The following is a 13141-nucleotide window of genomic DNA, read 5'->3' as shown; positions in this document are numbered from 1 at the left end:
TTTAAATCGTATATATTTTGTGTAGACGCACTGCTGTGCGTCTCTGACTTTCATTATAAATTAAAAACTTAGCGTTTAAGTACTTCAAACAAAGTAACAATCTTAAGCTCAGGTTTCTTTATTTTTCCTTCAAACGAAATTGTTTTTTCTTCGCCTGCTTGTAAATCAAAATAGTTATCGCTCCATTTTCCGGTATAACCTTTTATAGAAACATACACGTATTTTGCTGTATGCTTCGCTTTTAAAATTACTTTATTGTTTTTTATCACCCAGCTGATTTTTGGATCTTCGAGTTTTAAATCTATTGGTCGTGTAAAATCAGTTTGTGGCACAATATCGTCTCTATATGCTTCTTTTATGGCATACCACGCCGCTTTAGGCTCACGATTGTAGTAATCTGTAATACTCCAGCTTGCTGTGGGCCAGCAGTCGTTTAACTGCCAGATTAAAGTTCCCATGTTATAAGGCGCTTTAGACCTGTGAGTTCCAACGATATTTTTAACGGCATAATAGTGAAGACACTGTGTTAAATAGGTATAATCTTCAACGCTTATGTTTTTTAGATTAGCCGAATCAATAAAATATCTGTTCAAATATGAATTCAACTTTTCAAATCCTTTTCCTGATTTTTGATGCGCCAATAATACATCTGAATACAAAAAACGGTCTTCTGGTAAAGTAAAAGCTTCAAGAGAAGAATAATTTGGCATAGAAAGCATTCCGTATTCGCTCACAAATCGTCCGGTTTTTTTCTTTACCGCTTCTATGTCTTCTAAGCCCCACCAAACGCCCCAGTAGTGACTGTCGCCTTCGGTTACGCTTTTTGTTTTTGACCAATGATACAAGGGCGATGAACTTAAATACGGACGTTTACCATCGACCTCCTTTACCCATTTTGGAATACTGTCATGAAACAAACGTGTATAATCATGCCATAAGCGAGTTGAATCTTGTTTTGAGATTTTGAAATTTTTCATCCAGCCCCAATTTTTAAAAGCTTCATCGGATTCGTTGTTTCCGCACCATAAAACAATACTCGGATGATGACGCAGTCTTTTTACCTGATACTGAACTTCTTTTTTTACGTTATCAAAAAAGGCTTTGTCTCCGGGAACCATTGTGCCGGCAAACATAAAATCTTGCCATACATTTATTCCGTATTTATCGCATAAATCGTAGAAATAATCATCTTCATAAATACCGCCGCCCCAAACGCGCAGCATATTCATATTGGCTTCTTTAGCAGATAAAATTATTTTTTCATAATCTTTTTTACTTACTCTTGACAGAAAAGCATCAGACGGAATGTAATTTGCGCCTTTCATATAAACGGGCTTTCCATCAATTTTAAAATAAAATGACCGTCCCAAACTGTCTGGCTGTTGTATCAATTCTATTTTACGATTTAAAACATAGGGTTTCTCCGGTATTTTTTCATCATAAGCTTCAATTCTTGGCATTTTCCATATACCGCATGTTGTATATTTTGGTCCCCAATCCCAGCCAAAATGATATTGTGCTTTGCGTACATAAGCACGCGGATTATCCGGAATTACAAAAGGCAAATCTTTTTTAGCAAGCGAATCGACTACATTTTGTGCCGATTGAAATACAATAACTAAATCATTATTTCCTGATTTTATTTCATTTTTAATATCGACACGCCATTGACGAAACATATTATCTGCTTTTAATAGCAGCTTATTATTTAAATATACTGATGCATAAGTATCTAATCCGTCAAAAACTAATTCTGTATTTCTTTTTTTCAGCATTTCTGCCGAAATCTTAAAAGTGGTTTTATATTCCCAGTTTTTACGTTCAATCCACTGCAGTTTTTTTTCGTTGTCTCTGTAAAATGGATCCGGAATTAATTTGTTATTGAGTAAATCAGTATGAATTTCTCCCGGAACTGTTGCCGGATACCACTTTTCTGTTTTTTCTTCACGATAATTCCAATTATTCTTTAAATCAACATTTTGCGAAATGGCAATTGATGTAAAACTTAAAACAATAAAAAAGATTAAACTATGAAGCTTTTTTTGATAATTCATTTTAACACGTAATATTATTATACCTCTTGAGATTACTAAATTAAGGTAAATTGTCCGGTTATTAGGCAGTTTAGAGAAGGAAAGGACGTACTAAGTTTTTCCTTCTCATGAGAATTTATTTTTCGTTATTAACTCAAAATACAACTAGAAATAGCTTCTTTTACTACCGCCTTTTATTATTATTTGGATAGAAATCGTTTTTAATTCAGATCATTGAATAAGTTTATACGATGTCTTGATTTTTTTAATCTTCAGGAAAAAATTCCATCTTTTTCAGCAGAAATATACTGTGTTGACTACGAAAAAAAGGGGATTTATATTTCAGATTATTTTTTCAATTCAGCTTTTAATCTCTTCAATAAAATGTTTTAAAAATAAGCCGGGCATGCTCAGTACCCGACTTATCTTAACTAACCAACCAATTTAAAAATTATTTATCCCACCAGATTCTGGTTGTCATTAAATCTAAACCTTGACGTTGAATTGCTTCTTTATAATTAGCCTCGTTTGTTATTAATTCTGACTGATCATAAATTAATCTTCTAGGAATTGTTCCTTTTGTATCTCCGGTTGGATCATTAACAGGAACTAATACAGGATAACCTGTTCTTCTGTATTCTGAGAATGCCTCAAAACCATTGAATAATAATACAATCCATTTTTGAGTAATAATTTGTTCAATTTTTTCTGCTTCTGTTCCAGCAGATTTAAAAGGATAAGCAGTAATGTAAGCAGTGTATTCTGCCGGAGTTACAGCCGGTACTTTATCTCCAAAAATTGTTAGGATATTCATGGCTGCTCTTACTCCGTTTTCATAGTAAGTCTGAGCAGATCCGCCTACACTCCATCCTTTTACTGAAGCTTCTGCTAACAAAAACTGAACTTCGGCATAAGACATAATTAAAGTTGGCGCATCATAACGTAATACTGTAGAAGTATTTGGATCTGAGAAAAGCTTTTTATCGCCGCCCGGAAATTCTTTTGCATCATTTGCCAAACCTTGCTGGCTTGCCGGACTGTTGTCTCCTGTTGCTTCTAATTTTGCATAAATTCTTAAACGCGGATCATTTGTATTTTTTAATAAATCAATAAACGTTTTACTGAATTTGATATTCGATTCACCGCCATTTAAGTCATTTCTAACCCATGCAGAAGTAATTGGGTTTGTTTTTACTCCCGGAGGTCCTGCATCGTGTTCTAAAACAAGACTGTCATCATTTGAAGTAAAAACTCCTTTAGAATATGCTTTTTCTACAAACTCTTTTGCTTTTGCAGGATTAACTTTAGACAAACGCATTGCTACTCTTAACATTAAAGAGTTTGCCAGTTTTTTCCATCTTGCAACATCACTCTGGTAATACAAATCGGCATTGCCTACAAATGGTTTAGTTGCGTCTAATGCTGTTCCGGCTTCATCTAATTCTTTTAAAAGATCGTTATAAATTGCTTCCTGCGTATCGTATTTTGGAGCAAAAACATTTCCGTTATATCCTTTTCCGGCTTCAAAGTAAGGAACTTCACCATAAGTGTCTGTCAGTTTTTGAAACAAGAAAACCTTCATGATTCTGCAAGCCTGAATCATGTTTGTATTTTCAGGAGTATCTTCTACTACAGATAATAATTGGAAAATTTGATTTAATCCTTTTCCGTATGTTTCACCAAAAAGTGCCGCTGAATACTCAGAAGAATATGTGTATTTTGAACCTGGGCCTCCAAGCGAAGAAAATTGCTGTACAATTTGCGCAGCATACAGATTGTTTCCTCTGGTATTAGAAAAATCCTGTCCGTCTACATAAATCTCCGCCAGCGTAAACATTGATTTTACAGCAGGATCTGTTAAAGCATTTGGATTCTTATTCATTTCTTCGAATCCTTTATCGCATGAGGCTAATGTCAAAGCACTAACAATTGCGACACAAAATATTTTAATATATCTGTTTTTCATCTTTTTTAGTATTAGAATTTGACATTAAGTGCAAAACCATAGTTTCTTGTCAATGGCATTGAGGCTCTCTCCATACCCTGAGCATTACTGTTTGAGTAATTTGACTCTGGATCGATGTTTGGAACTTTATCATAAATAGTCCATAAATTATGAGCAGAGAATGATAAACTAACTGACTGAAATGGTGTTTTTTGCAAATATGTTTTTGGGAAATTGTAAGCAAATGAAATTGCTCTCAGCTTAACAAAATCAGCATCATACACAAAGTTTGATGTAACATCGCTGTAACTTCTCCAGTAATCATATGCCGAAACGGTTGTGTTTACAGGATTTCCGTTAACATCTTTTCCGCTTACCTGCACGCCGCCTTCACGACCCGGAAGTGTGATTTCAGATAATCCGTAACGAGTTCCTAACTGATTAGTTGCTGAATAGATTTCTCCTCCAAATTTAGCATCAACAAAAACAGATAATGTGAAATTTTTATATGAAAAATCATTTGAAAGTCCCATTGAAGTTGGCGCAACACCTTGTCCTGCAATAATTAAATCACCTCTTAAGAATTTACCATTTGTATCTAAAACAATGTTACCGCTTGCGTCTCTTAAATAATCATAAGCTTTAATAACCCCAAAAGGCTGTCCTTTTTCTAAAACCACAGAAGCTCTTCCGTCTCTGTTTCCTTCTAATGATTTAGTAGTGATTTTATCAGAAAGGTTTAAAACTTCACTATGGTTGTAAGCAAAATTATATCCTACACTCCATGAAAAACTTGGTGTTTTTACTGCTTTTACATTAATAGCAAACTCAACCCCTTTGTTTAAGATTTCTCCAACATTGATTTTTGTAGTTCTATATCCAGAAGCCTGAGAAACATCGGCATCTGTAATATCATTTGTTGTTTTTTTGCTGTAGAAAGTTAAATCTGTACTTACTCTGTTATTGAAAAATGTGTTTTCAAAACCAAATTCAATTGTACTTACGTTGTAAGGTTTTAAAGTTCTGTTTGGAATTGTTTCTCCGTTTACACCCAAAATTGGCTGTCCTAATGAATCTGTTTGTCCATCTGGAGTTATGTATGTTAATGCTAATGCATAAGCTTCTGGCAATGCTCCTCCAACGTTACCCCAGCCGGCTCTTAATTTACCGTATGAAATCCATTCAGGAAGTTTAATAACTTCTGAGTAAATAAAACTTGAACTTACAGAAGGATAAAATGTAGTGTTGTTTGATGGATCTAACGTTGAAAACCAATCCTGACGACCTGTTAAACTAACATATAAGAAATCTTTGTATCCAATATCTGCCGAATAGAAAAGTGAGTTTACTTCACTTTCTGAGAATAATTTTTCAGTTTTATCAGGCTGAGTGTTTCCGTAGAAATATTTGAACGGAACGATGAAGTTATTTCCTTTCATTTTGATACCGCTGTATCTGTTATGCTGACGGTTTGCTCCAACAAAAGCATCTAAAGAAACATTTTTAAGAATATCTCCTTTATAACCTAAGAAACCAGAAGCATTCCATTCAGAACGTGATTCAATTCTGTTTTCGATAGATCCGCCCGGGCTGTAGTTTATTCCGGTAGGTTCAATTTCAGTATATTCATAATTAATATCATCAATACCAAGAACAGCTTTAGCATAAATTTTATCTGTAATGTTGTAATTTACTTTTGCAGAACCAATAAAACGCTTTCTAAGATCATCATTTAATGGTGATTTTACAGCAAAATATGGGTTTGTATGGTATACGTTTGCGCCTAAATAATCTTCTTCTCCGCCATTTGCATCATATGGATTACTCAACCATCTAATGTCTGTACCCGGTGTCATAAAAGTAGTTGGGAAAGACGGATTTCTTGGTGAGTCATTTAAATACGGACGGTTATGACTTTTCTCTGTAATATACTGAGCATTAGTCTCTACGCTGATTTTTTTATTTGGAGCCGAGTTTAAGCTTAAAGCTACGTTGTTTCTTCCAAAAGTAGTTTCAGGCATAATAGATTCATCTTTAGTATTTCCAAAAGACAATCTGAAATTTGTCGTTTCATTACCACCAGAAATAGCCAGTGTATTACTAAAAGAATATCCGGTTCTGTAGAAATTTTCTACATTATCTTTTCCATAAGACTGGTAAGGTCTTGTTTTACCATCAATAGATAATGAAGGTGTTCCGTCGTATTTATCTCCCCATGCAAAATAGTACGAATCTCTTAATTCCTGTAAATTGTTGAATCTCGTTGGTACACCGCTGGCATTTGGAGCCCCGGCACCATATTGATCCTGCCATTTTAAAAGACTTGCCGGTGTATTAAAAGTTGAATTTGTATTAAAGTCAACCCCTATTCCTGTTCCGTTTTTACCTTTTTTTGTAGTAATCAGGATAACCCCATTCGATCCTCTGTATCCATAAAGAGCAGAAGCGGCACTACCTTTTAAAACCGACATCGAAGCAATATCGTCCGGGTTAAAAGACGACATACCATCTCCTTTATCAGCTCCTCCCCACATGTTGGCATTTCCCTGTTGTGTATTATCAATTGGAATTCCGTCTACAACGTACAACGGCTGGTTAAGCCCTGATGCTGAAGTAGCGCCTCGAATTACCACACGGCTTGAACCAGATGGTCCTGTAACCGGTGCCGAAACGTTTACACCGGCAATTTTACCCTGCAACGCATTTCCTAAATTGATTTCTTTGTTTTTAGTCAAGTCTTCGCCTTTAAGTTCTCCAACTGCGTAACCCAGACTTTTTCTTTGTTTTTTAACTCCAAATGAAGTTACAACAACATCTTTTAATTCTTGTGTAGTTTCAACAAGTGCAACAGTTACTCTTGTATCTTTTTCCTGAACCTGTACAGTCGTAGACTGAAATCCTATAGAAGATACATTCAGGGTAACTTTACCTTCAGGAACATTCATTCTAAATCGCCCTTCGGCATCTGTAACGGCACTAAATGGTTTTCCTTGAACCTCGACTGATGCGGCAACAATTCCCTTGTTCTCTGCATCTGTTACTATGCCGGTTATTAATCGATTTTGCGCAGCAGCACTTAAACTGCTCAGCAATATCACTCCTAACACTGCTAATATTCGTTTCATAAGCATTTTTTTTGGTTTTGGTTTTGATTTTCGTTTCGTTTTGTGTTCGTGTTTGTTTTTAAATAATTAATAAAAATTGTACTCTGGTTTAAATATTACAGCGTTCCGCCTTTAACTGGTTTCGGCTGTTTTTTGGTTTTTCTATACAAACAATCCTGAATACTTGTGCTATATGTATCTTATAATCAGGTAAAATATTTACTAAAACGATTTAGTGAAATGGGTAAAAAAAAGTCTCCACTTTTTTCTTTTACTAAATTTTTAAAATAAATATTGTTGTTTATATTGACTCTCTAATTATTAAAGTTCCCTTTTTAAGAACTTTTTCTATTTTGAAATCATCAAAGTTTGACATTTGACTCATCAATAATTGTATCGATTTTACTGCAATATCTTCAATGGGCTGCGCTATAACAGAAATCGTTGGCGTGTGCAGTTTAAAACTGTCATGATCATCAAAACTGATAACTGAAATATCTTCTGGAATTCTATATTCTAAAGTTCTAAAAGCCTGAAGACCTGCCAATCCAAGATAATTTGCCGAGAAAAGTACAGCATCAATTTTTGGATTTTGTCTAAAGAAATCTATAATCGCATCAATTCGGCTTTGTTCATTGATATGATAATCTAAGAGAAGGGTATAATTTTCATTATAAATTCCTTCTTCTTTTAAGGCATCAACATATCCTTTTTCTCTTAGTTTCATCTGAACCATTCCAGACTTATTATTTACCACCGCAATATTCTTTCTTCCCTTGCTGATTAAATATTTAACTGCTGAATAAGATCCTTCGTAATTATCCATTACAACATGACTTACTTTTTGATTTGCAAAATACCTGTCTATCAATACTACAGGTTTTTGAAGTTTTAAAAGCTGACTTATTGTTTTTTCTAAATTTCGGGTTGGTGTAATAATAAAACCTTCAACATTTGCCTGCAGCAAACTTTGCACTAATTCTTCAGAACGTTCATTATCATCGCCTGTACTGCAATAAAAAACTCTGTAATTAATATTTTTTGCTTCATCTTCAATTACTCTTGCCAGGTCTGCAAAAAACTGATTCGAAATATCTTCTACAATAAGTCCAATAGATCTTGTTTTTCCAGTTCTTAAACTGCTCGCAATCATGCTTGGTTTGTACTGTAATTTTTGAGCTACATCCTGCACTTTTTTAATTACAGCCGGACTGATTGCCATTTTTTCTCCCTTACCGTTAATAACAAAAGATACAGTAGAAATAGAAACCTCTGCTTGTTTAGCAATATCTCTAATTGTAATCTTTTTCATCGGGTAATAAATTTATTATTGGATATTTTAGTACATCACAAATATATGCAAACGAAACTTACAAAAACGTTTTAGTAAAATTTATTTTCAATAAATCGTTTTTTTTATGCCAAAATAAAACATAATAATCAGTAAATACAGGATTTTGATCAGTTATTGTCATTCTGACTTTTAATATCGATTTTATGTTTTTTATAAAGATTTGATAGGTTTTTGATGTGTTTCATTAACCTGTTTTGATCATTTTTTTCAAAAAAAAGCGCCGAAAAGCAGTTTTATTTTCTACATATTTTTTTAATAACGTAAAAACTTATAAAATGCAGAAATACAAAAAATGCCTGAAGAATATTTCTTATTCTTCAGGCATTTTATTTTGTTTTTTTATTTAGAAATTGAACAATATTCAAAAAATATCAACCTAAATCACTTCCATTTTTTTCATTAAAAAAGTTGCACTTCTGTTTTGGCAGATTCCTTTGCGAAGTTTATAGTCAAAATGGAGTTCGTTATTTTGAATTTCAACTTCAAAACATTGATTCGTTAATGTTTCAGGGTAATCATTTGTCGTTAAACACACTTCAATATCGTGTGTTGCAATAGCGCCAATAGCTTTTTTTGCGATAACTTTTTTAACAACTTCAATAGTCCCGTTTCGTTTATCATCAGAATTTGTACCTCTTAAAATTTCATCTAATAAAACAAAAGCCGGACGTTCTTTTAAAGCATCCATAATTTGTTTTAAACGTTTAATTTCGGCGAAAAAATAAGATTCACTGTCGGCCAAAGAATCTGATAATCGCATTGAAACTAAAACTGGAAGTGGATGAATCTCTGCCTTTGATGCACAAACAACTGAACCAATACCACCTAAAACCATATTAATGCCTAAGCTTCGCAAAAAAGTACTTTTTCCTGACATGTTTGATCCGGTCAAAATCATAAAAGATTCCGGATAAAAATAGGTATCATTCCCTACTCTTGTATTTGGATTTAATAACGGATGACTTAAGTTTTCAAAACCAATTTTGTACTCTGAATTTATTTCAGGAAACACAAAATCAGAATTATTATACGCAAGATTTGCAAGACTGTTTAAAGCTTCAAATTCTCCAATTATGTTAATCCAGTTTTCGAGTTCATGAGCATAATCTTCTTTCCATTTTAAAAGTGCTTTTAAAACATGCAGATTAAATAAAAACGAACCATTAAATACAGTTGCTGTAACAAAATTATTAATGGTGTCCATTCGTGAAAACAATTCAGAAAGCTGTTTTAAATGCGAACTTGCCAATGCATTTTTTGAAACCAACTGTTTTTGCAGTTCAATTAACTTTTTTGATTCAAATTTTTCAAGCTCGATTTTTTGAACCAGCAAGCTGTACTGCTTTATGGTTTTGTCAATATTGTCTGCTTTTGCAATTTCTGACTGTATACGTTTTAGTGATCTTCCTAACACAATTAAATTGAAAATAAAAATATAGGTTGCATAGGAAAGCAGTATTGTTTTTGACGTAATAAAATAGGCAGCAATAATACCAAAAAAAGTAACGGGCAGAATAATTGAAAGTGAAATTAAAACTTTAGATAAAGGATTATTTTTAAATGAAATCCAATGGATTAATGAATCATAAGAGTTTTTACTGTCAGTACTGACAATGGCCAGCGATTCAAAATCCTGACGCCAGTCTATTTTAGTTTTTAATTCGTCTATGGCCTGCTGATTTTCGAGAATAGTTTCATTAGAAAACAAGTGCAGTAATTTGTGTGCTAATGTTTTTTTTCCAATAAAAGTTGCTGTTCTGTTTAAGTTCTGGAATAAAGAATGTTCTCCAAAAATATCCAGATCGTAAGCATACGGATGATGAAAATCATTAAATTCAATTCCGTTTTCAAAAGGTATTTTTTCTCTTTTTAAATAAGCGGTTTCATCTTCATTTATTTTTAAAACAGCTTTTGTTAATTCCCGTTTAAAAGACAGTTTTGAATGGATTCTCATTAAAAAAAGAAAACCAACAAAAGATAAAACAGCAAATAATACATACAGAGTTTCATTGGTTTTGATGTAATAAAACAACATAAACAAACAAAAAAATATGCTTAAAAGCCTTAACAGACTTATACTATTGTATCTTTTGTTGATTTGAGTAAAAACTTTTGAATAATGCTGTGCCTTGCTTAAATATATTTCCATTTTTTTTATTTACTGAAATACAAATATAGGTTTTACACATTCAAAAAAATATTTCATTTAAAGCAGAATTTTAATCTTCGTGCATAACTAGTACAGGCACAGAAACTTCTTTTGTAATTTTTTTACTGAAACTAGAATCAAAAATTGATTCAAAGAATGATCTTTTGTGTGTAATAGTAGTCAAGATATCAATGTCTTTGTAAAGAATAAAATCAAGTATAGTTTCTTTTACTTCATCACTTGGTAAAACCAGGAATTCAACATTTTCATCTGCAAATTCTCTTTCCCATTCTTTAATTGTTGCATCAGAAACATCAGTACTTGTAGTTTTTACATATAAGCTTTTAACTTTAGCATCCGTCTTTTTAGCAATTTTTAATATTCGGCGAAGTACTTTTTTATCTTTTTCACGATATCGGGTTGTAAAACCAATTGTTTTTACCTTTTTATATTTGGCATCAACAGGAACACATAAAACAGGCACCTTAACTTCTGAAATAACAGAATTTGTATTTGATCCGGTAAAAAACTTAGTCCAGTCAGAAGCTCCCGTTGTTCCCATAATCACGAAATCAATTTGGTCTTCTTCAACTGCGTTTCTCAAGTTATAAATTAAATCACCATCCATAAGTCGGTGTTTAATAACAATATCGTCCAGTTTGCGTTCAGCTGCAATGGTTCTTAATTTAGGAATTTCATCTTTAAACATTTCAAATTTTGCTAATTCGATAGAACTGTATATTGAGGCATAATTTTCCGGAAAAAACTGGCTGTCATAAACCGGAATCTCAAAAGTATGCAGTAAAACAAGTTCGGCTTTTACAATTTTTGCAAATTCTAGAGCGTGAACAAAAGCATTTGTTGCAGCTTCAGAAAAGTCGGTTGGGAATAATATCTTCTTCATTTTGTTGAGATTTTAAGGTTTGTTACTCAAATTTAATCATTCTAAATTCAAAACAACCTGACAATTATCAGGAATTTAACAGTTAATAATTTCTTAATAAAGTTACAGATTATTCTGAAATTTGTCCTTAATATGCCCTTTAGAACTTTACTCCTTTTTCATACCTTTGCAACATGATAAATCAAGATTCTATAGTTGCATTAGCCACTCCGTCTGGAGCGGGAGCTATTGCTGTAATTCGTATTTCGGGTGCCGATGCTATTTCTATTGGTGATTCGGTTTTTAAATCTATTAAAAACAAAGATTTAACGAAGCAGAAAACCCACACATTACATTTAGGACATATTGTTGATAATGAAAAAACGCTGGACGAGGTTTTGATATCTGTTTTCAAAGGTCCAAATTCATATACAGGCGAAGATACAATTGAAATTTCCTGCCACGGATCAACATATATTCAACAGCAGATTATTCAGTTATTATTGAGAAAAGGCTGCAGAATGGCAGATGCGGGTGAATTTACTTTACGTGCTTTTCTTAACGGGAAACTAGATTTGTCGCAGGCAGAAGCTGTAGCTGATTTAATTTCATCTGATAATGAGGCTTCTCACCAAATTGCAATGCAGCAAATGCGCGGTGGTTTTAGTAATGAAATTGCCAAATTACGTGAAGAACTTTTGAATTTTGCTTCTTTAATTGAACTGGAATTGGATTTTGCAGAAGAAGATGTTGAGTTTGCTGACAGAACACAGTTTCATGAATTATTAAACCGAATTGAATTTGTTTTAAAACGTTTAATTGATTCGTTTGCAGTTGGAAACGTTATAAAAAACGGAATTCCGGTTGCTATTGTCGGCGAACCAAATGTGGGAAAATCGACTTTATTAAATGCCCTTTTAAATGAAGAACGCGCTATTGTGTCTGACATTGCCGGAACAACACGCGACACAATTGAAGATGAACTTGTTATAGGCGGCATTGGTTTTAGATTTATTGATACGGCAGGAATCCGGGAAACAAAAGATGTTGTAGAAAGCATTGGAATTAAAAAAACCTTTGAAAAAATAGATCAGGCACAAGTTGTTATTTATTTATTTGATGGTTTAAAATTCAAAGCTTCCAGTACAGAATTTGTTTCTGAAATAGAACAAATCAAAAATAAATATCCTTTAAAACCTCTAATTATTGTGGTAAACAAAAAGGATATTTTATCAGATGATGAAGTGCAGAACATTACAAATAAGCTTGAAAATCTAAACGCAAAACTTTTATTGATTTCGGCGAAACAAAAAATCGGCGTTGAAGATTTAAAGAATGAATTACTTTCTTTTGTAAATACCGGAGCTTTACGAAATAATGAAACAATTGTAACTAACACAAGACATTATGATTCTTTATTAAAAGCTTTAGATGAAATACAAAAAGTAAAATTTGGTCTTGAAACTAATCTTTCCAGTGACTTAATTGCGCTTGATATTCGAGAAGCTTTATATCAGTTTGGGCTTATCACCGGTCAGGTTTCTAATGACGAATTGTTAGGAAATATATTTGCTAATTTCTGCATCGGCAAATAGAGAAACAAAAAATCGCAAAACAAAAACAAATAGACGAGTTAATGTATTAGCAAAAATACTTTAACTCGTTTTTTTTTT

At 33.0% G+C, this 13141-nt stretch carries 7 protein-coding genes; 1 reads left to right on the top strand and 6 read right to left on the bottom strand.

Annotated elements, in window-relative coordinates; all coding sequences use genetic code 11:
* Positions 1–68 precede the first annotated feature (68 nt).
* From ABD859_RS21990 to ABD859_RS21965, 6 genes are all read right to left on the bottom strand, one after another.
* Complete coding sequence (locus ABD859_RS21990) at positions 69–2054, bottom strand: beta-mannosidase (protein WP_345146887.1); 1986 nt, start codon at positions 2052–2054, stop codon at positions 69–71.
* Between the two features lie 430 nt (positions 2055–2484).
* Complete coding sequence (locus ABD859_RS21985) at positions 2485–3999, bottom strand: SusD/RagB family nutrient-binding outer membrane lipoprotein (RefSeq protein ID WP_345146885.1); 1515 nt, start codon at positions 3997–3999, stop codon at positions 2485–2487.
* A gap of 11 nt (positions 4000–4010) precedes the next feature.
* Positions 4011–7103: a SusC/RagA family TonB-linked outer membrane protein gene (locus ABD859_RS21980; protein WP_345146884.1), complete on the bottom strand. Its 3093-nt coding sequence runs from the start codon at positions 7101–7103 to the stop codon at positions 4011–4013.
* Between the two features lie 280 nt (positions 7104–7383).
* On the bottom strand, positions 7384–8394 hold the full coding sequence (locus ABD859_RS21975; RefSeq protein ID WP_345146882.1) for a LacI family DNA-binding transcriptional regulator: 1011 nt from the start codon (positions 8392–8394) through the stop codon (positions 7384–7386).
* Between the two features lie 418 nt (positions 8395–8812).
* Positions 8813–10585: a MutS-related protein gene (locus ABD859_RS21970; protein WP_345146881.1), complete on the bottom strand. Its 1773-nt coding sequence runs from the start codon at positions 10583–10585 to the stop codon at positions 8813–8815.
* Between the two features lie 70 nt (positions 10586–10655).
* Positions 10656–11489, bottom strand: coding sequence for a universal stress protein (locus ABD859_RS21965; RefSeq protein WP_345146880.1), 834 nt, complete (start codon positions 11487–11489; stop codon positions 10656–10658).
* Between the two features lie 173 nt (positions 11490–11662).
* Here ABD859_RS21965 and mnmE point away from each other — a divergent pair, with 173 nt between their 5' ends.
* On the top strand, positions 11663–13063 hold the full coding sequence (gene mnmE, locus ABD859_RS21960; protein WP_345146879.1) for a tRNA uridine-5-carboxymethylaminomethyl(34) synthesis GTPase MnmE: 1401 nt from the start codon (positions 11663–11665) through the stop codon (positions 13061–13063).
* Positions 13064–13141: the final 78 nt, after the last annotated feature.

It is taken from the genome of Flavobacterium ginsengiterrae (assembly GCF_039539785.1).
GTDB classification, from domain to species: domain Bacteria; phylum Bacteroidota; class Bacteroidia; order Flavobacteriales; family Flavobacteriaceae; genus Flavobacterium; species Flavobacterium ginsengiterrae.
This window is presented reverse-complemented; position numbering and strand designations above follow the sequence as displayed.